This is a genomic window from Solwaraspora sp. WMMA2059, assembly GCF_027497315.1.
Taxonomy (GTDB): Bacteria; Actinomycetota; Actinomycetes; order Mycobacteriales; family Micromonosporaceae; genus Micromonospora_E.
The window spans coordinates 3036930-3060210 of record NZ_CP114908.1 but is presented as its reverse complement, the minus strand read 5'-3'; the positions used below and the strand labels follow the sequence as shown (position 1 = coordinate 3060210).

Genomic DNA, 23281 nt, shown 5'->3' with positions numbered 1-23281 from the left:
GCATTGTCCGGGCCCGGCACGTCACCGGTCAGAGAGTCCGTAGTCGTACGTCGCGGAACTCCATCACGTCGCTGTTACCGTGGTTTTGCAGACCGATGAATCCGCTGACGAACTGGCGCAGATCGGTGGGCGGGTCACCCGCCCGGGACGACTGCTTGCCCGGCACGTTGTCGAACTCGCTGATCGTCACCCCGTTACGGATGATCGTGTAGTGCTGTCCGACTACCCGGATCTCGTAGTCGTTCCACTCGCCCTTCGGTGCGGGCAGCGCCTGGTCCAGGTCGTTGGGCTGGAAATTGTAGATCGACCCGGTCTTCTGCGGTTCTCCGCCCGCTCCGTCGTAGAGCTGGATCTCATGGCCGCAGAAGATCGCCACCCAGGCCTGGGAACTGCGGGCGGAGCCGACCGTGCCGCAGCTGCCCTCCGGCCGCTCGTCCACCGGCACTCGTGGATCCGGGAACCGGACGAACACCCCGCTGTTGGCCCGGGTGTCACCCGGTGACACGTCCTTGAACCGCAGCCGTAGCGAGTAGTCGGCGAACTCCTCCTCGCCGTACCAGAGCATGCCCAGCCCGCCGGAGCTGCTGATCGACCCATCCGGTAGCAGCCGGAACGTGCCTCCGGGGGCCTGCCGCCACCCTGACAGCGAATGGCTGGTGCCGTCGAACAGCGTCCGGTAGCCGGCGGTCCGACCGACGGGTGAGTCGGCACCGGCGGTCCGCAGCGTCGCCGCCTCCTGCTCGTCGAGCACCTCGCCGTCGGTGAGCTGCGCCAGCACCTCGTCCAGGTGGCTGGTGAACGAGCCCTGGTTCGGCCACTGCCGCTCGTCGTCGATCAGATCGTTGACCGTGCACCCGGCACCGGCGTCGTGGTTCGTCACCCCGGTGTCGGTGTCCAGCAGCCAGACCGTTTCCCGGGCATCCGGTGCATCGCAGCCGGTGTCGACCACGACGGTGTGCTCGGCCACCTCGCCGTCGGCGTAGGTCACCTTCACCGTCGCCTCGAACCGCCCGTGCTTGCGGTAGGTGTGGGTCGGGTGCGGCAGGTGCGACACCCGGTTGCCCTCACCGAAGGTCCACTCCCAGGCCACCCCGCCCACCCGGTGGCTGGAGAAGGTCACCGTTCGCGGGTCGCTCGGATCCGGGACCCGGGCCGAGGCGTACTCCGGTCCCGGGGTCGGCGCGCCGCCGTCGTAGACGATCCGGATCAGCTTCTGATTGCCGTGCAGGGTGAAGAATCCGCCGCCGTAGTCCAGCAGGTAGAGCGCGCCGTCCGGGCCGAACTTGGCGTCCATCCAGTGCTGCAACTGGGTGCCGCCGTTGCCACCGGGAATGATCGCCCGAAGGTCCTCCGCGTAGGCGGGGGCGCCCTGGTCGGGCACCACCGCCGGGTCGACGGTGACCGCCACCCGGTTGTCCGCGTTGGACTGGTCACCGATGAACCACTTGCCGTCCCAGTGCACCGGCCAGGCCACACCGCTGTCGGTGTCGACCTGTGAGCGGTGGTACGTCGGGCCGTTCATCACGGCCTGGCCGCCACCGCGCAGGTAGGGCCGGGTGAAGGTCTCTTCGCCCGGCTCGTACGTGGGCAACCCGCTGCCACCGGCACGGGTCGGGAAGACCGGGCCGCCGCCCTGCGGCGAGTACCAGATCATGTTGTCGCGCACCGGCGGCAGATTCACCAGCCCGGTGTTCCGCGGCGAGGTGTTCCGCGGATTGTCGCAGTCGTACCAGCCGGTCAGTACCGACGCGTCGGTGTTGCTGCGGTCCCGGTACGGCTGCCGGTTGCCCATGCAGTACGGCCAGCCCTGGTTACCGGCGGAGGTGATGATCGTGGCGTGTTCGTACTTCGCCGGACCGAGTTCCGGATCCGGGTTGGTGGCGTCCGGGCCGACCCAGGCAGCGGTCAGCCAGTCGTTGACCGGGTCCCAGGCGATGCGCGACGGGTTGCGTACCCCCATGACGTAGATCTCCGGGCGGGTCTTGCCGCCGCCTTCCTCCTCGCCGGTGAACAGGTTGCCGTCCGGGATGCTGTACGTGCCGTCCGGTTTCGGTGTGATCCGCAGGATCTTGCCGTTGAGGTTGTTGGTATTGCCGGCGGTACGGCGGGCATCCTGGAACGAGACGCCGGCGTACTCCTGGGTCCAGTTGTTGCCGGAGTAGCCGCTGGAGCCACCGGACGAGTTGGCGTCACCGGTGCTGACGTACAGGTTGCCCGCGTCGTCGAAGGTCATCCCACCCCCGGCGTGGCAGCAGCTGTGGATCTGGGTGTCCCAGCTGAGCAGGTCTCTCCGGGTGGCCTGGTCGATGCTGGCGTTGTCGTGGTCGTAGGTGAACCGGGACACGGTCCGCTGGCCGATCCGGTTCTCCCGGTCGATCGACTCGTGGGGCATCCAGTACACGTAGAACCAGCCGTTGTCGGTAAACGCCGGATCCAGGGTCATGCCCAGCAGACCCTCCTCGCTCTTGACCAGCTCGCTGCCGCTGCCCCGGTTGCCCATCACCTCCAGAGTGGTGAGCAGCTTCACCTCCCGAGTCCGCGGATCCCACTGGTGGATGGTGCCGCAGCCCTTGCCGATGTCCGGGTTCGACCAGTCGGGGATCGCCCCGGAGGGGCAGGCGGCGCGGCCGATGTAGAAGACCGTGCCGTCCGGCGCGATGGTCAGGCCGTGCGGCTCACCGACCTGATCCAGTTCACCCTGCTGGTTGGTGCCGGTGAGCCGCTCGATCCGGTAGTTGGCGGCTATCGTCGCCTGGCAGTCACCGCGTACCGTGCCGGCGGTCCACTGGATTGCGCCGAGGATGTGGTCGCGGAACTGGAGGTCCTTGGCCCAGCTTGCCTCGGTGCGGCCCATTCCGGTGTAGAACGACCGGCCACCGTCGTAGTCGTGGCACCAGGCCACCGGGTGGAACGGTCCGTTGCCGCTGAGCCCTGCGTCGTAGCTGGTCTCGTCGACCTGGGCGACGACGTGCACCCGACCAACCGGGTTCGGGTCCCAGCTGATCCACTGGTCGTCGCGGGTCCAGTTCATCGGCAGGTCGCGGGTCGCCGGGTGGTTGCGGTCGGTGACGTCGACCTCTGCCTGCTGGATCTGGGTCTCCGGTGCCGCGCCGGCGTCGGCACCGATCAGCCAGAGCTCGGCGAGCTGGGTCAGCGGCTCGCCGCTGTTCGCGGTGATGTCCAGCCGGTAGTGCCGGTAGGCCTCGGTGTTGTCGAACGCGAACTGCCGGGTGAGGAACCGCTGTGGGAAGCTCTGCCCGGTCCGGCGGTCCAGATCGGTCCAGTTCTTGCCGTCGTTGGACCCCTGCAGCGTCCAGTCCCGCGGGTCGCGGCCGGGGAAGTCGTTGGCCGAGGTGAGCGCGTACCGGTTGACCACGGTCGGCTCAGCCAGCTCACCGGCCAGCCAGCCGGTCGGGGAGCGGGTCAGCCACTTGGTGCCGGTGGCGCGGTCGAACGCGTGGCTGGCGGTCTCGTTCGGCGGGTTGTTGCCGCTGGCGCTCGACTCGACCACCGTCTCCGCCGGCGGCAGGGTGGGTGCCGGCCGGGTGCCGAGCAGACCGGTGAACCATTCCGATCCGGGCTGGGTGTACGCCGCGTCGTGCACGCCGACGAAGCCGCCGCCGCCCTTGACGTACGCCTGGAACGCCGCCTCCTGCGCGTCGTCGAGGGTGACGCCGGCAGTGGAGAGGAAGACCACGCTGCGGTAGCGGGCCAGGTTGTCGGGGTTGAACACGCTCGGATCGTCGGACGAGTGCACATAGAAGCCGTGCTCGTTGCCGAGCCGCCGGATGACGTTGGTGGCCCGGCGGACCGGGTCGCTCTGTTCGGCCTCGGGGCCGTGGAAGACCAGCACGTTGACGACCCGGTTGCCCCAGGTGGGTGGCGTGGGGTCAGCCTGGGCGGGGGAGACCGGCGCGGTCAGCAGACCGCCCAGCAGGGTGACGGCCGCGGCCGCGGCGGCTGATCGGTGGCGCAGTCGGGGGAATCTGAAATGGCGTCTGTCGGCCATTCCTGCTCCTTACAGCGGCCGGCGCGGGATGCGCCGGGGTGGGGTGGCTGGGACGGTTCAGTTCTGGTGGCCGTCGTGTCCGGCACCGGCCTGGATGTCGGCGGCCGGCTCGCCGCCGACGTCGACACCCGACTGGGCGAGCACCGCACGGTGCTGGTGACCGCCGGGCGGCATCTGTCCGTTCTCGTCGAGGACGTGCAGGGTGGTGGCCATGCCCAGGTCGGAGTGGAACTGCATGTGGCAGTGCAGCATCCAGTGGCCCGGTCCGACCGAGTCGCCGGCGACGATGGTCACGCCGAACGAGTCACCGGGACCGAGGGTCTTGTTGTCGATAACCGGGATGGAGTCGACGATCGCCTTGTTGTCGCCGGCGACCACGCCGGTGCGGGTGTCCGCCCAGGAGTGGCCGTGGACGTGCCAGGTGTGCATGTCGTCGCCGGTGCCGACCACGATGAACTCGACCCGCTCGCCGACCTTCGCGACGAAGCAGGCCGGGCCGGGCACCGGGTTGTCCAGGTCGCAGTCGTCGGTCGCGGCCCCGCGACGCAGGTTGATCGACTGGCGGTCGCCGAAGACCGTCACGTAGGTCCGGTCCGGCCGGGGGTCGCCCTGCCGGCGTACCACCAGGCCGCCGAACAGGCCCGAGCCGATGCCCTGGGTGCCGTGCGGGCCGCCGACCACGTGGTCGTGGTACCACCAGTAGCCGGCGGTGCCCGGCGAGCCGGTCCGGGAACTGCGCGGCTTCGCGTACCAGGTGTAGGTCCGGGACTCACCCGGCCCGACATAGGAGCCACTGTGTACGGTCCCGTCGGAGTCCTGGGTGTACTTCACCCCGTGTGCGTGCAACGAGACGCCGAGCGGGTGCTCCGGATCGGTCCGCAGCTGACCCAGCGTCTCGGCGGTCACCTGGTTGTGCAGGGTGATCGCCAGGCACTCGCCTTCGATCATCTCCATCGTCGGGCCCGGGTAGGAGGCGGTCTGCGGGGTCAGGCCGTAGCCCAGCCGGATCTGGTTGGTCACCGGGTCGCGGGGCAGCTCCACGGCGTACAGCTGCAGCTCCCGGTCCGGAGCCACGCAGCCCCCGGGCACCACGCCGTCGGCTGGTTCGACTGCGGCCACCGGGTCGGTGGCGCGGTGGTTGACCGCGTACGCGGCACCCGCGCTGGCGAAGGTGACCGCCAGGACCGCCAGGACCACCAGGGCCCGGCCCACGCCGTTATCAGGCGGGCCACCCGGTCTGGCCGATTCGTCGATCGGGCCGGTGCTCAACTCTGTCGTCTCGTTCAACGTCCGTTCCTGTTCGTCGCGTCGGTCATCGCCGGTCGGGGGTGGTGGTCTGTCCGTCGGGGTCCCGGGCCGCTCACGGCGTCAGCGGGGCGATCCGGACGTTGCGGAAGCTGACGATGTCGTCCGCGCCGTGCACCTGCAGGCCGAGGTAACCTTCGGTCCGCTGCCGACCGGCACCGCCCGGGTCGTCGGCCCGAGGCGGGTCGAACACCAGGTCAGGGGTGTTGACGAACTCGTTGACCAGCTCCCCGTTGCGGAAGATCGAGTAGTGCTGCCCGACCACCCGGATCTCGTAGTCGTTCCAGGTGCCCTTCGGGGTGACCCCGGCGGCGTCAACGTCGACGCCGTCGAACCCGTACACCGAACCGGTCTTGTAGCGGTCGCCGACCGGGCCGTCGAAGATCTGCACCTCGTGGCCGTACTTGATGGCCACCCATTCCGGCCGGGGCTCCTGCGGATGCTGGTGCACGCCGGGAAACCGGACGAAGACGCCGCTGTTGGCCCGGGCGTCACCCGGGGCGTCGTCGCGCCACTGCAGCTTCACCGAGAAGTCGCCGTAGCTGCGGATCGGGAACCAGAGCAGGCCGAGTCCGGCGACCGGCCGGCTGGTGATCGAACCGTCGGCGTTGCGGGTGAACCCGCCCGCGCCGACCTGCTCCCACTGATCGAACGACGCGCCCGACCGGTTGAGGATCGGCTGGTAGCCGGTGTGGGCGTCCGACTTGCCGACTGCCGACAGCTTGGCCGTGTCGATCAGGGTGACCCGCTCGGCCTGGCTGATGACACCCTGTTCGCGCAGGTTCTTGACCACCGCGCGGACGTGCTGCATGAACTCGTTGTGGTTACGCCAGATCCGTTCGCTGGCGATCAGGTTGTTGATGGTGCAGCCGGGACCCACCTGCCGGTTGGGCACCGCACTGTTGCGGGTGCCCAGCCAGACCGTCGGGCGGGTGTCCAGCACCGGGCACTGCGGATCGCCGCCGCCGGCGACCACGGTGAAGGTGACCGATCCGGGATCGGAGGTGTTGCCGGCTTCGTCGGTGGCGCGGTAGCTGACCGTGTGCGTACCCGGGCTGTTCACCGTGACCGGGGCGGTGTAGCCGGTGTAGGCACCGCTGTCGAGGGAGTACTCGACACTGGCGACCCCGGAGTCGTCGTCGGTCGCGGTGACGGTCACCGTTGCGGTGTCGAGGTAGGAACCGTCCTCGCTCTGCGCGCCGGACACGGAAGCGGTCACCGTGGGTGCGGTGGTGTCCGGGTCCGGGGGCGTGGTGACGGTGAAGGTGACCGACCGCGGGTCCGAGGTGTTGCCGGCGATGTCGGTCGCCCGGTAGGCCACCGTGTGCTGGCCCGGCTCGTTGACGGTGACCGGGGCGGTGTACTCGCTGAACTCGCCGCCGTCGAGGGAGTGCTCGATGGTGTCGACACCGGACATGTCGTCGGTGGCGGTGAGGGTGACGGTGGCGGCACCGAGGTAGGCCCCGTCGTCGTCGCGCGGCCCGGACAGTGCCGCGGTCACCTGGGGTGCGGTGGTGTCCTCGGTGTTGTCGTCGCTGACCACCAGTAGCCCGTTCATCAGACCGTGGCCGGGGATGGCGCAGAAGTACCGGTACGTCCCCGGAGTGAGTACCACGTCGACGGTCCACAGGCCGCCGTTGGCGTCGTACGGGTCGGCCAGGATGTTGACGTTCACGTCCTGGTTGTAGGTCGGGTCAGCGGTCTCGAAGGTGAGCGTGTGCTGCATGCCGCTGGTGTTGCCGGTCGCTGCGCTGTTCTCGAAGACCAGCGTCGCCGGGCCGGGCTCGGCGGTGGTCGGCGCCGAGGTGTACGCGGTGACGTCGTTGCCCGTGGTCCAGGTCAGTACCTGGGCGGCCCGGTACTCCGGTGGACCGCCGTGGGTCGGGCGGGCGTTGACCGGCGCCGCGGCCAATGTGGTGGTGAGGACCATGCCGACCACGGCCGCCAGCGCGGTCAGCGACCGTCGCGGTCGGGTCGGTGCTCTGCTCGGGCGGACAGCTCCGCCGTGTTGGTCAGGGTTGACTGCCATCTCAGCGTACCTTTCATCACAGGCCGGTCCGTTTCGGACAGACTCGGTGCATGGTCGGCCACCGGCCGGGGTGATCCGGGCGCGCGGAAACTGCACCAGTGGGGGTACGGGTGCGGCCACGCTTCACCGGCACCCGGGGCAGGCGGCCGACGCCGGGCGGGTGCGGTGGTGATACCGGGTGTGCGGGTAGGTAGGTGACGGGAAACGTTGGGCGGGTCCGACAGGTGACGACTGCCCTGGCGGCCAGGGAATGAGTAGGGCGACGGGGGTGCGGGCGCGCGCCGCCGCGCCGATCGGATGCGTCCAGTGTTTCCGGGGGGTGCCACGGCCCCGGCGAGGTCGTCGCCGTCGGGCGGGTGCCGTGCCCGCCCGACGGCGTCCGGTCGGGGCAGCCAAACTGTTTGGTTACCTAACCGAATGCCTCGGTGATCTGGAGGCTATCGGACTTGGGATCGAGGTGTCTACATCTTTCGGTGGTTCATCCCAGACTTTCGCCAGTGTCGACAGAAGGTGTGGAAGGGCGTTAGGTCACGAGCAGTGACCACAGTGTTGGCTGAAGCTGTCCGGAGCCGCCGGGATCAGGCCCGGGACCGGGCCAGTAGGTAGACGAAGTACGGGGCACCGATCAACGCCACCGCCAGGCCGGCCGGCAGTTGGGCCGGCGCGACGACGGTACGGCCCACGGTGTCGGCCAGTCCGAGCAGGACCGCACCGAGCAGCACCGCGACCGGGATGATCCGCGCGTGCCGGCCGCCGACGAGCGCCCGTGCGGCGTGCGGCGCGACCAGTCCGACGAAGCCGACGACACCGATCGCGGTCACGCTCAACGCGGCCAGCACGGCGGCGACCGCCAGCACCAGGAGACGGATCCGTTCCAGACCGACACCGACGATCCGGGGCGAGTCCTCGTCGATCGCGATCAGGTCCAGCTCGCGGTGGGCGGCCAGGGCGACCGGCAGCGCCACCAGCAGGGCGACCACCACCGGGACCACCTGGGTCCAACTGCGGCCGTACGTCGTGCCGGACAGCCACGTGTAGATCTTCGGCGTGTCCCACGGATTCGACCGCACCAGCAGATAGGTCGTCAGGGCGGTCGCCGCGTACCAGACCCCGACACCGATCAGGACCAGCCGGTCGGTGTGCAGCCCGCCCCGCCAGGCCACGGAGTAGACCAGACCGAAGGCGGCCAGCGCGGCGCCGGTGGCGGCGGCGATCATCGTCGCGTTGCCGCCGACGCCGCCGGTCACCACGATCACTGCGGCCAGCCCGGCCCCACCGGTGATGCCGAGGATTCCCGGCTCGGCGAGCGGATTGCGGCAGGTCGCCTGGACCAGGGAACCGGACAACGCGAGGGCACCCCCGGCGGCCAGCGCCGCCGCCACCCGTGGTGCCCGTTCGTCCAGTGCGAAGCGGATGACGGGCGGTCCTTCACCGGACAGCCAGAGCGCGATGTCGCCGGTGAGCAGCCAGGTGTTGCCGGCGAGCAGGCCGAGCAGCCCGGCGCCGGCGGCGGTCGCGCTGACGACCGCCAGGACCGTCCGGTACCGGCGGCGGCTCCGGGGCCCCATCCGGCTGCCCGGCGGTTGCCGGGTCGGGCCGAAGTCGCGTACCCGGCGGGCCAGCACGATGAGCAGGACGGCACCGACCAGGGTGGTGGCCACCCCGGTCGGCACCTGACCGGCCCGGTCCGCGCCGAGCAGGGCGCGGATCACCCCGTCGGCCAGGACGACCGTCAGCGCGCCGACCAGACCCGCCGCCGGCACCAGTACGGCGTGCCGGTGCAGCGCCGGTACGAACCGTGCCGACATCCGGGTCACCGCCGGCGCGCAGAGACCGACGAACCCGATCGGGCCGGCCAGGGTCACCGCCGCCGCGGTGAGCAGCACCGCGAGCACCGTCCCGACCGCCCGGGTCGCCCGGACCGGTACGCCCAGCGCCCCGGCCGTGTCGTCGCCGAGACCCAGCAGGTCGAGTCGGCGGGCCAGCAGCCCGGCCACAGCCGTGGCGCCGACCACGACCGGCGCGGCCTGCCCGAAGGCGGTCAGCCCGAGCTGGCTCAGCGATCCGCTGCCCCAGGCGAACAGCCCGGTCGTTTCCTGCTGGAAGCCGATCAGCACCGCGGCCGTGGCCGACTGCAACGCCATCGCGACGACGGAGCCGGCCAGGACGAGACGAGTCGTCGAGCTGCCCGCGCCGCCAGCGAGACCCAGAACGAGACCGGCGGCCAGCAGCCCGCCGACGAAGGCGACGACGCCCGACGCCCAGAGCGGCACACCGAGGCCGAACGCCGCGACCGCACTGACGGCGAAGTACGCCCCCGCGGTCACCGCGAGGGTGTCCGGTGAGGCGAGTGTGTTGCGGGCCAGCGACTGGAACAGCGCGCCGGCGACGCCGAGGGCGAAGCCGACCGCGATTCCGGCCGCCAGCCGCGGGAGCCGGGAGCCGAGCAGGATCTCCCGGACCGCCTCGTCGGCACCTGTGTCCCCGCCGCCCGCCGCCGCGAGCAGGTCGGCGAGCCCCACCCCCGAGGTGCCCTGGGTCAGGTGCCAGCCGGCGGCGACCACCAGGGCCAGCCCGAGCGACAGCAGGGTGCCCAACCCGCCGACCACGGCCCGGCGGTCCGCACCGGACGCCGCCACCGGTCTGGTGGCGACGGTGCCCGGCGTCGGACGGAGCCCCGTGGGCACCCGTGGACCGTCGTTCACGATGGTCAGCTGGCCAGGACGTCGACGTAGGCGTCGAGCACCTGCTGCGACGAGCGGGGGCCGCCGAAGGTCCAGATGCCGGCCGGGAAGGCGTACGCCCGCCCCTGCTCGACCGCCGGCAGCGACGCCCAGATCTCGTTCTTCTCCAGCTCGGTCAGGACGCTGCTGGCGGGGTCGGTGGTGCCGGTGTACAACAGGGTGGCGTCGCCGACGGTGGTCATCCCCTCGATGTCGGTCTGACCAAGGCCGTACGCCGGGTCGACCTCGCCGGTCCAGGCGTTCGTCAGGCCGATCGCCTCGCCGAGTTCACCGACCAGCGATCCCTGGCCGAACGGCCGGATAGCGACGTTGCCGCCCTGGACCCAGCCGTCGAAGTAGACGAACTCGGTGCTCGTGAGCTCAGCGCCGGCGATCTGCTGCTTCGCCTCGTCCAGGCTGGCCTGGAACTCGTCGGCGACGAGGTCGGCCCGATCGGAGCGGCCGAGGGTCTCGGCGATCATCGCGAAGGTGTCCAGCATGTTCTGGACCGGGTCGGCGGCATCCGCCCCCCGGGTGGCCAGCACCGGGACGTCGTACTCGGCGAGCTGCGCGATGACCGGGTCGTCCTCGGCGGTGGCCTCGACGATCACCAGGTCCGGATCGGCGGCGAACAGCGCGTCGAGGTTGGGCTCGCCGCGCAGTCCGACGTCGGCGACGCCGTCCGGCAGCTCCTCGGCGGTGTCCCAGGTGCGGTAGCCGTCCGGGTCGGCCACCGCCACCGGGGTGAGGCACAGGGTGAGGACGTCCTCGATCTGCTGCCATTCCAGTACGGCCACCCGCTGTGCCGGCTCGTCCAACGTCACGGTGCGCCCGAGCGCGTCGGTGACCTCCACCGGTCCGGTAGAGGTCACGGTGGTGTCGTCGGCGCAATCACCGGAGGCGTTGGCCGTGGGCGTCTCGTCTGCGGTCTGCGGGTCGCTGGTGCCGCAGGCGGCCAGCGCCGACGGGATAAACAGGACGGCGGCCAGGGCAGCCGTCATCGATCGGGTTCTCATGGGTTCCTCACTCGTTGGTTGACCGGGCGATCAGCGGCGCCGGTGGTGTCGCCCTCGGGGCTCGACCCGCACCAGACCGGTGGCCGGGTCCACGGTGGTGTCGATCGGCAACCCGTAGACCTCGGAGAGGTGCTCCGTGGTCAGTACCTCGGCCGCCGGGCCGGCGGCCCGCACCCGGCCCTGGCTCAGCAGCACGATCTGGTCGGCCACGTCGGCGGCCTGGTTCAGGTCGTGCAGGACGACGCCGAGCGCCGTCCGGTGCCGGTCCGCGAGGTCACGGACCAGGTCGAGGATCTCGACCTGGTAGCGCAGGTCGAGATGGTTGGTCGGCTCGTCGAGCAGCAGCACGCCGGTGTCCTGGGCGAGACAGGCGGCCAGCCACACCCGTTGCAGCTCACCGCCGGAGAGCTGGTCGACCGCGCGGTGGGCCATCGGCGTGGTCCCGGTCAGCTCCATGGCGTGGTCGACCATCGCCTGGTCGGTGTCGGTGAGCGGGCTGAACCGGCGCCGGTGCGGGTGGCGCCCGAAGGCGACGACGTCGCGGACCCGCAGGCCGGACGGGTGCGGTCGCGACTGGGACAGCAGCGTCACCCGGCGGGCGAAGTCGCGGGCGGACAGCGGTGCCGCGTCCTCGAGGTCGCCGTTGCCGCGGCTGAGCATGATCCGGCCGGACGATGCCCGGTGCAGTCGGGCGAGCGAACGCAGCACGGTGGACTTGCCACTGCCGTTGGGGCCGATCAGGGCGGTCACCACGCCGGGGTGGATGGCGACGGACACGCCGTGGACGACCGTGGTGCGCTGGTATCCGAGCACCAGGTCGTCGCCGTGCAACGCCGTCGCGATCATGTTAGGTGAGGCTACCCTAAACGTTGATCGAGGCAAAGTCGCCGGGCACCGGCCGCCCGGCGTACCGGCGGCGACGCCGGATCCCCGGCCGCAGGACGCCGCTCGGGCATCCCGCGGACCGGGGATCCGGCACCGGTCAGGGCAGGGTGTTCAGCACCAGCGTGCCGATCTCGGAGCCGAGCACGCCGGCCCGGTTCTCGCCGGCCACCCCGTCGGCCCGGTTCATCAGTACCGCCACCACGATCCCGTCGTCCGGGTACATCTGTAGATACGCGGTGGAACCGTCGGCGCCACCGGTCTTGCCGATCCGGCGGTGCCCGTCCTCGGTGCTGATCGACCACCCGTACGCGTAGCTCCACCCGGTGTCGACCCACATGGCGTCGAGCGAGTCCGGGCCGACGATCTCGCCGCCGGTCAGCTTGTCGCCGAACCGGGCCAGGTCGGCGACCGAAGACTCCATCCCGCCGCCGAGGACCTTCCAGCTCACCTCGTCGCCGCCGTACTCGTCGTTGGCGCCGTCGTAGAAGGTGCTGCGCCGTACCGAGGTGTCCGACAGGTTCTCGGGCCGCAGGGTGCCCAGGTTGAACGCGGCGGTCAGCTCCGATTCGGTCAGCTCGCCCACCGGTGCGCCGGTCGCGCCCTCCAACGCCGCGCCCAGGATGGTGTAGCCGTGGGTGCTGTAGTGCGGGTCACCGATCGAGCAGACCAGGTCGGAGTCCCAGAACTCGGCCGCGGCCGCGGTGGCGTTGGCGTTGGCGTACCAGGTGGTGCCGAGATCGGTGTCCTCGGCCTGCCACTGCGCGACGTCGTCCGGGTCGGCGCCGTCGTCGGCCTCCGTGCCCGCGTAGTGCCGCACACAGGCCCGGTTGCTGGCCACCTGCTCCACCGTGTCGCCGCGATCACCAGAGCGGCGAGTACGCGGCTTCCCGTGCCGCGTACGGATTCGGATCTCATGGTTTGCTGCTCCTCTCGATGGTCCGGCTGATGCCGGACACCAGATGGGAGAGCAGCGACCCGGCCTGACCAACAGGTTCTGTTGTCAGGTGGACGACAGACCGAACGGCATTGTCCTTCGCGCCCAGGTCCAGGAACGTGACCCGGGCGTGGCCAGATCGGCCCGATCAACGCTGTCGTTACCGGTAGTGCGATGCTTCGTTGGTATATGAGGAGATTGCCCGCTTTGCGTGGGTGGTGGTGCCCCAGGCGTCCCGAATCGGCAATGAAGGAGTCGGTCATGACCCGCGTGATGACGGTTGTCGGCACCCGGCCGGAGATCATCCGGCTGTCCCGGGTGATGGACCGGCTGGACCGCACCGTCGACCATGTCCTGGTACACACCGGGCAGAACTGGGATCCGGTCCTCTCCGAGGTCTTCTTCACCGAGCTGCGGCTGCGCCCGCCGGACCGGTCGCTGGGCGTGGACACCACCTCGCTCGGTCGGGTGCTCGGCGGCGTCCTGGTCGGCATCGAGGCCGCCCTCGACGACTGCCGGCCGGACGCCCTGCTGGTGCTCGGGGACACCAACAGTGCCATCGCCGCCCTGATGGCCCGCCGGATGCGGGTGCCGGTCTACCACATGGAGGCCGGCAACCGGTGCTTCGACCTGAACGTGCCCGAGGAGACCAACCGGCGCCTGGTCGACCACGTCTCCGACTTCAATCTCGTCTACAGCGAGCACGCCCGCCGCAACCTGATCGCCGAAGGCCTCCATCCGCGCCGCATCCTGCACACCGGCTCACCGATGCGGGAGGTGCTGGAGCACCATCGGGCGGATATCGCCAGGTCCACCGTGCTCGACCAACTCGGGCTGACCGCCGGCGGGTACTTCGTGGTCAGCGCCCACCGTGAGGAGAACGTCGACCGGCCGGACCGGCTGCACCAGCTGCTCGACTGTCTGCGGGCGGTACGCGACGAGTGGGCGCTACCGGTGCTGGTCTCCACCCATCCGCGTACCCGCAAACGGCTGGAGGTGCTGGCCACCGACCCGACCAGCCTCGACCGGATCACCTTCCACGAGCCGTTCGGGCTGTTCGACTACGTACGCCTGCAGTGCGCCGCCCGCTGCACGCTGTCGGACAGCGGCACGATCAGCGAGGAAGCGGCGATCCTGGGCTCTCCAGCGGTGACGCTGCGGGAGTCGATCGAACGGCCGGAGGCGTTGGACGCCGGCGGCATCATCATGACCGGGCTGGACCCGGCCGGCGTGGTGGAAGCCGTCCGGGCGACCGTCGAGCAGGTCGCCTCGGCCGGGGTGCCCTGCCCGGCGGACTACCAGGTGCCCGACACCTCGCGGCGGGTCGTCGACTTCATCCTGTCCACCGTGCGGCGCCACCACGAGTGGGCCGGGCTGCGTCGCTGAGCGCGGCAGCCCCGTACGAATCGAAGGCTGAGCCGACAGTGCGTGAAACGACGACCCGGGTCCGCCCCGCCGCCGGCGGGGCGGCGACCCGGCAGAACGCCGGCGGGGCGGCGACCAGGACCTTCCGGATCCTCGCCACGGCCGCGGTGTTCGAGCCGGGGTTCCGTGGCGGCGGCCCGATCCGGTCGCTGCGCTTCATCCTGGACACCCTGCCCGACGACCTCGACGTCACCCTGGTCACCCGCGACCGGGACCTGCACGCGAGCGACCGGTACCCGGGGCTGTCCGGCGAACTGGTCCACCGCGACGCCCGCTCCGCGGTGTTCTATCTCGACCCGGTGCGCCCCCGGCAGTGGCTGCGGCTGCTGCGGCAGATCCGGTCGCGGCCGGTTGATCTGCTGTACGTCAACAGCCTGTGGTCGATGTACTCGGTGGTCCCGATCCTGGCGGTGGCCCTGCGACTGCTGCGGATACCGGCGATCATGATTGCCCCGCGCGGCGAACTGGCCCCCGCCGCTCTGGGCATCAAGGGCGGCAAAAAGCGGCTCTTTTTGGCGGTGTGGGCACCGGTGCTGCGTCGCCTCGGCGTGCGGTGGCAGGCGTGCAGCCAGCTGGAGGCGGATCAGATCGCGGCGGCGCTGCCCTGGGCACGGGTGATGGTCAACGGCAACGAGTGTCCGATCCCGGATCGTCCGCCGCCACCGGTCGTGGCGCACGACGGTCCGTTGCGGCTGGTCTTCATCGGCCGGATCTCACCGATGAAGAACCTGGACACGGCGTTGGCAGCGGTGGCCCAGGCAACCCGGCCGGTCGACTTCGACATCTTCGGGCCCGATGAGGACGAGCCGTACTGGGCGCGGTGCGGTCAGCTCATCGCGACGGTGCCCGGCCATGTCCGGGTGCGGTACCACGGCGAACTGCCGGCCGCCGAGGTGCTGTCGACCTTCGCCCGGTACGACGCATTCCTGTTCCCGACGCTGGGCGAGAACTTCGGACACGTCATCCTGGAGAGCCTGGCGGCCGGCTGCCCGGTCGTCTGTTCCGACCGGACCCCGTTCAGTGAGTTGATCTCCAGCGCCGGCGGGGTGGTGGTCCGGCCGCTGACGGTGTCGGCGCTGGCCGAGGCGGTGAACGAGCTGGCTGGCCGGTCGGCGGGTGAGCGGGCCGCGGCGAAGGTGACGGCGGGGCGGCGGTACCGGCTATGGCGGCGGCAGGCGCGCGAACTCAACGTCCTCGACCACGCCCGCCACTTCTGCCGGTGACCCGCCGTCACCGGTGTGCTGCCAGGCTCGTTGGACTGGGTGTGTCCAGTCGTCTTCGTACGATCGTCCGGCGGGTGCGGGACCATCTGGCGGCCAGCCGGGATCCCGAGGCGTTCGTCAGATCGTTGGGAGTCAACCTGACCGGCCGGGTGCGCTTCTACGGCGTGAACCGGGCGATGTTCGGCTCGGAACCGTGGCTGATCACGATCGGCGACAACGTCTACATCACCTCCGGGGTGCAGTTCGTCACCCACGACGGGGGAACCCTGATCCTCCGCAAGGAGCATCCCGAACTGGACTGGACGGCTCCGATCGTCATCGGTGACGACGTCTACATCGGGATGCGGGCGATGATCCTGGCCGGGGTGACCATCGGCAACCGGTGCGTCATCGGCGCGGGTTCGGTCGTCACCCGCGACATCCCGGACAACACGGTGGCTGCGGGGGTGCCGGCCCGACCGCTGCGCACGACCGACGACTATCTGCGCAGTCTGCAGGCCAAGTCGCTGGGTATCGGCCACCTTCCGGTGGCCGCCAAGCATGCGGAGATGAAGCGGATCTACGGCGTACCGGCGCGGTGATCAGGCCCGGCGGTAGGCGATCCGCGGCGGCGGGAACTGGTGCACACCGGCGACCGCGACCGGCCCGAGCAGGCCGGCCACGCCGGACATCTGGTAGCCGAATCGGTTACCGGTCATCGCCGCCGGGCCGGAACCGATGTTCAACGTCGTGGCACCGCCGACCTGGCTGGTCCGCAGGGTGGGCGGGGTGGTGGCGGAGCCCTGCCACACGACGGCGTACCAGTGCCAGCTGGCGGGCAGCGTCACCGGCGTGGTCAGCACGTACTCCCGGATACCGGCGGTGGCCACACTGAGCGCGCCGAAGTCGGCGATCGGTCCCTGCGACGCCGGTCGACCGGTCGTCGGGTCGTGGGCGTACACGCCATGGCGCAACCAGCCGCTACCGGTCGCCGTAATCTCTACACACACCCGGTCGACCCGGGTGGCCTCGGCCAAGTACATCGGGTGCAGCAGCAGCCGCTGGAACGCGTCGGTGCAGGTGGTGGTCCCGGTAGGGCCGGCCAACGGCAGGAAGTAGCTGCCGATCCCGGAGGTGGCTCCGGGCAGCGGCTGCGGGCTGGCCTGGTCGGGATCCGCCCGCCACATGCCGTACCCGGGGGAGACCGGCACCTGGTAGGCGATGCCGTCGGCAGCGACCCGCTCCGCGACGGCGAGGTTCGTCGGTCCGACCGGGACCAGCCGGCGGTGGAACAGTTCCGGCGCTGGTATCCGGGCGGCGACGACGGTACCCACCCGCTCGATGATCACGAAGTCGCTGCTGCCGTCCGAGACGACCAGCTCGGTCGCGGCCGACGGCGGTGCCAGATAGCGTCGGTACGCGGTACCGGTGACCGTCTGTCCCGGCCAGAGCTCGCGACCCCACACCAGCTGCGGGTAGTTCTTCTTCAGGCTGGACGAGACGAACCAGCTCTTCGCTGTGGTGTGCCGCACCCTGGTCGCCGGCTCTCCGTCGTCGACCGGCAGCAGACCGGCGGCGATTCCCCACAGCTGGACCCCGCCGCCGCTGACCGCCCACTGGGTCATGCCGGTCGCCGGCATAGTCGGGTCCCGCAGACTCGCCGGGGTGATATCGGTGATCGCGGTGATCGCGGTGATCGTGTCGATCCGCGCCCAGGACGACCAGTTCAGTGTCCCGGCCGCCTCGACGTTCGGCATGAACTGCAGGCGGCTGCCGCCCGCCGGCACGGTCAGCGCCGAGCACTGGGTGACCCCGGTACTCAGGGTGAACCGGTCCATGGCGGTCACCCGCTGGGTGACCAGCAGGCCCCCCGGCGACCAGCGGTAGTCGTTGTCGATGCGACACATCGGCGGGATCCGGGTCATGATGGTGGCGAGCGGTGTGCCGATGTTGGCCTGGGCGGTGTCGATCATCCCCCGGTACGAGGGGATCACGTAGGACTCCCGGATCCGCAGCTGCTCACCGGTGGACCGGCCGACGGGCACCGGCCGGCCGTCGAGGTCGACGACCACGGTGTGCGAGTGGGTGGCCGGGCGGATCTGGACGTCCGGGGTCAACCAGGTGATCGGTACCGAGGTCCGGTTCGTCGCCCCGGCGACGTGGGTGAGTGCCGCCGCCGGCCGCACCCGCACGCCCTGGGTGACCCCGTCGACGATCGTGTACGGGTTGCCGAACAGCAGGCTGTTGCCGTTCGGCACGGCGAGCAGGGTGAAGGTCCGGATTCCGTCGGTCCACCGGGAGCCCAGGTCGGCGGTGGTCTTACCGTGGTTGGTGAGCGCGACCTGGGTGCCGATGTTGTAGCCGTGGTTGCCGCCGATGTACGACCAGCCGGTGTGGATCGGGCAGTTGTCGTCCGAGGTGTCGTGGATCCGGGTGCCCACCGCCGACATGACCGGCCAGACCTGGGCGTCGGTGGCGGTCGACGGCACGAGGGTGACCTGGGGCAGGCCCGCGTGCCACATGCCGACCATGGACTCGGCGTAGGCCAGGTTGGCCGGCATCACCAGGTCCCGGGTGCCGTCGAACCTTGACCTGATCGACATCAGGGCGTTCGACCGGTAGACCGTCAGTCCAGGCATCTCGGCACCTCCATGGCGAGCCGCGCGACCTGCTGTCACTGTGCGCCTTTTCTCAGTTCAGGACGGTTTTCGGTCGGTGACATGACAACGCTGCCGGCCGTTCGGCGATCCTTGCGGGCGGTATAGACAATGTGAGGCGATATCTCTGACAAAAGATGTTATGAACCCGTTACCCGCTCCTCGGTCGGCTCGATGTACAGGTGACCGGGCGGCACTGCGAGGAGTTGTCCCATGCGCATTCTGATCACCGGCGGAGCCGGCTTCATCGGCTCCAACCTGGCCCGTGCCGCACTGGTCGAGCCGGCGGTGAAGGAGGTCACCGTCCTGGACGACCTGTCGGTCGGACTGCGCGACAACCTCACCCGGCTGGACGTCGAGGTGGTCGAGGGGTCGATCCTGGATCCGGCCGCACTGGACGCCGCGATGGCCGGCCGGGAGGCCGTGGTCCACCTCGCCGCCCTGCCCAGTGTGCCCCGGTCGCTACGCGACCCGGTGGCCTCCCATCACGCGAACGCGACCGGAACCCTGCTGGTGCTGGAGGCGGCCCGCCGGCACGACGTTGCCCACCTGCTGGTCGCCTCCTCCTCGTCGGTGTACGGCATGAACCCGACGCTGCCGAAGACCGAGCTGACCTGGACCCGGCCGATGAGCCCGTACGCGGCGAGCAAGCTCGCCACCGAGGCGTACGCCCTGGCCCACCAGGCGTCGTTCGGGCTGCCCACGCTGGCGTTGCGGTTCTTCAACGTGTACGGCCCCGGGCAACGGCACGACCACGCCTACGCTGCGGTCATCCCCCGGTTCGTCCACGCCGCGCTGCGGGGCGAGCCGGCCCTGGTGCACGGCGACGGCACCCAGTCCCGGGACTTCACCTACGTCGGTACGGTGTGCGCGGTCATTCTGGACGCGCTGCGGCGCCGCGTGCACCACCCGCACCCGGTCAACCTTGCCTTCGGCGCCCGGGCCAGCCTGCTGGAGGTCCTCGACGACCTCGCCGGACTGCTTGGCCGGCGCGTCGACCGCGAGCACGCGCCGCCGCGTCCCGGCGACGTCGCGCACTCCCTCGCCGACACCGCCACGTTGCAGGCGCTCTTCCCTGGCATCAGCCCGGTCGACCGTCGGGACGGCCTGCGGGCGACCGTCGAGTGGATGGCCCGTCGGCTGGCCGTCGAGCCCGTCGCGAGCCGGTGACAGGGGCCGCCGACCGGACCGGACCGGACGGCCGTGACCGTGACCGTGCCGTACGGTCCGGCATCGCTGCGGCAATGGCGGCGAAGGCGACCGGCATGGCGGCCCCGCTGGTCATCACCCCGGCCTGCTTCCAGTACCTCGGTGACCAGCGGTACGGGCTGTGGATGGCGGTCACCGCGCTCACCGGGATGGCCTGGTTCGCCGACCTGGGGCTGGGCAACGGACTGCTGACCCGGCTCAGCCGGCTCGGTACCGACGTCGGGCAGCAGGCCAGGGAGATCTCCAGCGCGTTCGCCACGGTCGGCACGGTCGCCGTCGCCCTGCTCTGCGGCCTGTTCGCGATCAATCCGCTGGTGCCCTGGGAACGACTGTTCGGGGTGACCGATCCGCACATCGCCGCCGAGACGTCGACGGTGGTCCTGCTGTCGTTCGGAGCGTTCGCCGTCAACATCCCGCTGTCGCTGATCCAACGGATCCAGTACGCCGACGGTCAGGTCGTGCAGAGCAGCGTCTGGCAGTCGGCCGGCTCGCTGGCCGCCATGGTGGCGGTGCTGTGCGCCATCGTCGGTGGATGGGACCCGCTGGCGGTGATCGCTTGTGCGGTACTGGCGGTGCCCGCCGTCAACCTGGTCAACACCGTGGTCTACTTCGGCGTGCAGCAGCCGGCCAAGCGCCCCGGCCCCAGGTTGGTCGACCGGGCGACTGCGGCCGGCCTGCTCCGGCTCGGCCTGCGGTTCTTCGCGCTCACCGTGATGTCGTCGATCGCTGTCAACGTCGACAGCCCGCTGGTGGCGAACATCCTCGGACTCGCCGTGGCGGCGCACTACGCCGTCGTGGTGAAGCTCTTCGGTGTGCTGTCCATCTTCGTCGGCCTGGTCGGTATGGCGGTCTGGCCCGTGAACGGTGCGGCGTTGGCCCGTGGCGAGGTGGCCTGGGTACGCCGGCACACCCGACGGTTGGTGTTGCTCTACGGGGCGGTGGTCGGGGTGGCGGGCGCGGCGCTGGCCGGCTGGGGGCACCCGTTGATCGAGTTGTGGGTCGGCGGCATCGACCCTGCCGTGGTGCCGGTCCCGGTCCTCGCCGGACTCGCCTGCTGGAGCTTGCTGGTCGCCGTCAGCTCGCCGCTGATCCTGGTGCAGAACAGCGCCGGGCTGCTCCGGCCGCAGGCCGTCGGCTGGGCCGCGTTCCTGGTCCTGGCGACCGGCCTGAAGATCTGGGGCCTGCACCATCTCGGTCTGGTGGCCGTGCCGTTGGCGGCCTGCGTGGCTTACCTGCTCACCATCTGGCCCGCTGCGGTGATCGGCTACCGGCAGGCAATGGACCGGGCCGGCCACGGCGCCGGCCCGTCTCCCGCAGCGCCCGACAATGCAGCGCCCGACCCGGGCGCTGGCGGTGGCACGGCGGTCCGGCCGACAGTCGACGGAAGGGGGACCGGTGTCCGAGTTGGCGGTTGACCCGGACGACGTCCGTGACCATCCGGCCCCGCCCGGCGGTGGGGCGACCGCCCCACCGCCGGGCGGGGCCCGTCGCCGTGTCCTGCGGGTGGTGGGCGAACTGAACTACGGCGGCACCGAGACGCGTACCGCGGAACTGCTGCCACGGCTCGTCCGTGGCGGCACCGTGATACATCTGCTCACTCTCAGCGACCACGTTGGACCGGGACCGCTGGCCGGGACGGTCGAGCGGTACGGTGGCTCGGTGACCGCCGTACCGCTCGGTGCGCGGTTTCCGGTCCGGTTCCACCGTCTGCTGCGCCAGCTGCGGCCCGACGTGGTGCACGTCGACTGCGCCAACTTTTCCGGCGTGCTGCTCGCCCTCGCTGCGGTCGCCGGGGTGCCCGGCCGCGTCGCGCACTTCCGAGGGGACGACAACGCGCCGAGGAGCCCGCGCCGTCGGATCCTCCGGTGGCTCGGCGGGCGGCTGCTGCGGACCTTCGCCACCGACGTCCTGGGCGTGTCGCCCGGCTCGCTCACCTTCGGCTTCCACCGGGCCTGGCGGGACGATCCACGCTGCCAGGTGGTGCTCAACGGGCTCGACCTGGACCGCCTGCGTCAACCGTCTGTCGATGACCTGCGGGCGATGATCGGAGCGGGCGTCGCCGATCTCGTCTGCGTCAGCGTGGGACGGGCCTCGCCGGAGAAGCGCCGCTGGCTGCTGCCGCCGATCCTGGCCGCGTTGCGTGACCGGGGGGTCACCGCGCATGCCGTACTCGTCGGGCCGGGTGATCCTGCCGACGACGCCCGGGTGCGTGCCGCGGCGGACGCCGTCGGGGTGACCGGCCGGGTGCATCTGCTCGGCCCCCGAGGCGACGTGGGCGGCCTGCTGGCACAGGCCGACCTGGTCGTCCACCCGTCCAGCCTGGAAGGGTTGCCCGGCGGGGTGCTGGAACCGGTCGCGCTGGGTATCGGCACGGTGGCCTGCGACCTGCCCGGCGTGCGGTTCATCGACGAGCGGCTACCCGGCGTCGTGATCGTCGATCCCGGGGCGTCGGCGGCGGACTGGGCGGAGGCTGCGCTCGTCGCGGCCGCGTACACCGCCGCGACCACCCCCTCGGCCGCGAGCGATCGATTCGCCCACAGCCCGTTCGCGATCGATGCTGCGGCCGAAACCCATCTGGCGATCTACCGGCGGCGTCCGGGCCGCGTCCGGACCTGCACCGAAGGAGTCTGATGACCGAGCAGACCACGACAGTCGAGGTTGGACCACGAGCCGGTCACCGGCCGGCAGACCGGCAGCGTCGGCCACGGCCGCTGCTGATCGGCGCGTACGCGTTTCCGCACGGTGACGCCACCTCGAACCGGCTGCTGCAACTCGCCCGCTGCGCCGCCGGTGAGGGCGGGCCGACGCTGGTGGTCAACGACTGGCCTTGCGAACTGCCGTTTCCGCCGGACGGGCCACGGGCCAGCGGCGTCGAACTGATCACCTTGCGGATCCGGGGAGCCAACCACGTCAGCCGGATGTCGGCCCGTCTGGCCCGTCCGGTCCGCGTGCTGCGGGCGTTGCGGCGCCGTGGCGTCGGCCGCGGCGACGTCTCCGTGGTCCTGCTGCCGATGGCGATGATGACGTTCGGCAACTGGGCGGTGCTGCGTCTCGGGCTGCGCTGCCCGGTCGTGGTCGACGCCAGCGAACGCCACGACCGGCGACAGTTCCGGCGTGGCTGGTCCGACCCCTACTTCCTGCGCCACCGGTGGTCGACGTTTCTGGCGACCAGGCTCGTCGACCGGTTCACCGCGGTGTCCACCACCCTGGCCGGGCACTTCGAGCGCCGCGGCGGGGCCGTGCTGGTGGTGCCACCGCAGGTGGACTGCGACGAGTTCGCGCCGCCAGGGCCGCCGTCGCTCGACGCCGGCCTGCGTCTGCTGTACGCGGGCACGCCGGGGCGCAAGGACCTGCTTCACGTGATCGTCGCGGGGATCGGCCGACTGGCACCGCAGGACCAGCGGCGGGTCCGGCTGACCATCGCCGGGATCACCCGCGACGACGCGGCGAACCTGTCCGACCTGGACCCGGCGGTGCTCGAGTCCGTCCACGCCGAGGTGGTGTTCCTCGGCCGGGTACCCCGGGAGACCGTGTTGGAACTGCTGGCCGAGTCGCACTTCGCCATGCTGGTGCGGCCCACCGGCGGCTACGCGGCGAACGGCTTTCCGTCCAAGGTGCCGGAGAGTCTCGCCGCGGGGTGCCCGGTGCTGCTCAACCACACCAGTGACCTGGCCGAATACGTGCGTGACGGTACCGAAGGGCTGGTGCTCGACGGCAGCGGTCCGGACGACGTCCGCCGGGCGGTGCAGCGCGCGTTGCGGCTGCGCGACGAGCAGTGGACGGCGATGAGCCAGGCGGCCCGGTCGCGGGCCCGCCGTTCGTTTGACCACCGGGCCTGGTCGCAGCGGGTCAGTACGTTCGTCGTCCCGGCCGAGGGCCGGAACTGA

At 70.9% G+C, this 23281-nt stretch carries 15 protein-coding genes; 7 read left to right on the top strand and 8 right to left on the bottom strand.

Features of this window, described 5'->3' with window-relative positions; all coding sequences use genetic code 11:
- Positions 1 to 28: 28 nt before the first annotated feature.
- The 7 genes from O7553_RS14000 to O7553_RS13970 form a co-directional block, all read right to left on the bottom strand.
- Positions 29 to 4009 carry a ThuA domain-containing protein gene (locus tag O7553_RS14000; protein WP_281555228.1) on the bottom strand — a complete coding sequence of 1327 codons (3981 nt, stop codon included), beginning with the start codon at positions 4007 to 4009 and terminating at the stop codon, positions 29 to 31.
- Positions 4010 to 4066: 57 nt separating this feature from the next.
- The gene (locus O7553_RS13995; protein WP_281555227.1) at positions 4067 to 5296 is read right to left on the bottom strand and encodes a multicopper oxidase domain-containing protein; all 1230 of its coding nucleotides are present in this window, start codon (positions 5294 to 5296) and stop codon (positions 4067 to 4069) included.
- 73 nt (positions 5297 to 5369) lie between these two features.
- The gene (locus O7553_RS13990) at positions 5370 to 7343 is read right to left on the bottom strand and encodes a family 16 glycoside hydrolase (RefSeq protein ID WP_281555226.1); all 1974 of its coding nucleotides are present in this window, start codon (positions 7341 to 7343) and stop codon (positions 5370 to 5372) included.
- Positions 7344 to 7921: 578 nt separating this feature from the next.
- On the bottom strand, positions 7922 to 10030 hold the full coding sequence (locus O7553_RS13985; RefSeq protein ID WP_281555225.1) for an iron ABC transporter permease: 2109 nt from the start codon (positions 10028 to 10030) through the stop codon (positions 7922 to 7924).
- Between the two features lie 23 nt (positions 10031 to 10053).
- Complete coding sequence (locus O7553_RS13980) at positions 10054 to 11067, bottom strand: iron-siderophore ABC transporter substrate-binding protein (RefSeq protein WP_281555224.1); 1014 nt, start codon at positions 11065 to 11067, stop codon at positions 10054 to 10056.
- A gap of 45 nt (positions 11068 to 11112) precedes the next feature.
- Positions 11113 to 11928 carry an ABC transporter ATP-binding protein gene (locus O7553_RS13975; protein ID WP_281555223.1) on the bottom strand — a complete coding sequence of 272 codons (816 nt, stop codon included), beginning with the start codon at positions 11926 to 11928 and terminating at the stop codon, positions 11113 to 11115.
- Positions 11929 to 12064: 136 nt separating this feature from the next.
- A complete protein-coding gene (locus O7553_RS13970) occupies positions 12065 to 12955 on the bottom strand; it encodes a serine hydrolase domain-containing protein (RefSeq protein WP_281555222.1) in 891 nt (296 codons plus the stop codon).
- Positions 12956 to 13162: 207 nt separating this feature from the next.
- On the opposite strand from O7553_RS13970, the gene wecB reads away from it, so the two are divergent.
- The 3 genes from wecB (at position 13163) to O7553_RS13955 (ending at position 16130) form a co-directional block, all read left to right on the top strand.
- Entirely contained in the window at positions 13163 to 14287 is a 1125-nt protein-coding gene (gene wecB / locus O7553_RS13965) for a UDP-N-acetylglucosamine 2-epimerase (non-hydrolyzing) (RefSeq protein WP_281555221.1), read from the top strand.
- Positions 14288 to 14325: 38 nt separating this feature from the next.
- Positions 14326 to 15549 (top strand): glycosyltransferase family 4 protein, encoded by a 1224-nt coding sequence (locus O7553_RS13960; RefSeq protein WP_281555220.1) that lies wholly within the window; start codon positions 14326 to 14328, stop codon positions 15547 to 15549.
- 74 nt (positions 15550 to 15623) lie between these two features.
- Positions 15624 to 16130 carry an acyltransferase gene (locus O7553_RS13955; protein ID WP_281555219.1) on the top strand — a complete coding sequence of 169 codons (507 nt, stop codon included), beginning with the start codon at positions 15624 to 15626 and terminating at the stop codon, positions 16128 to 16130.
- On the opposite strand, the gene O7553_RS13950 is transcribed toward O7553_RS13955, so the two are convergent.
- The gene (locus tag O7553_RS13950; RefSeq protein WP_281555218.1) at positions 16131 to 18167 is read right to left on the bottom strand and encodes a hypothetical protein; all 2037 of its coding nucleotides are present in this window, start codon (positions 18165 to 18167) and stop codon (positions 16131 to 16133) included.
- Positions 18168 to 18398: 231 nt separating this feature from the next.
- Between O7553_RS13950 and O7553_RS13945 the strand changes: the two genes are divergently transcribed.
- From O7553_RS13945 to O7553_RS13930, 4 genes are read left to right on the top strand one after another with little or no spacing between them, the layout of a single operon-like run.
- Positions 18399 to 19355, top strand: a complete 957-nt coding sequence (locus O7553_RS13945; RefSeq protein ID WP_281555217.1) for an NAD-dependent epimerase/dehydratase family protein — start codon at positions 18399 to 18401, stop codon at positions 19353 to 19355.
- Positions 19310 to 20809 carry an oligosaccharide flippase family protein gene (locus tag O7553_RS13940; RefSeq protein ID WP_348651194.1) on the top strand — a complete coding sequence of 500 codons (1500 nt, stop codon included), beginning with the start codon at positions 19310 to 19312 and terminating at the stop codon, positions 20807 to 20809. Before O7553_RS13945 ends, O7553_RS13940 begins: the two co-directional genes overlap by 46 nt.
- Complete coding sequence (locus O7553_RS13935; RefSeq protein ID WP_281555215.1) at positions 20790 to 22025, top strand: glycosyltransferase; 1236 nt, start codon at positions 20790 to 20792, stop codon at positions 22023 to 22025. Before O7553_RS13940 ends, O7553_RS13935 begins: the two co-directional genes overlap by 20 nt.
- Positions 22025 to 23281: a glycosyltransferase family 4 protein gene (locus O7553_RS13930; protein WP_281555214.1), complete on the top strand. Its 1257-nt coding sequence runs from the start codon at positions 22025 to 22027 to the stop codon at positions 23279 to 23281. The genes O7553_RS13935 and O7553_RS13930 overlap by 1 nt, the downstream gene beginning before the upstream one ends.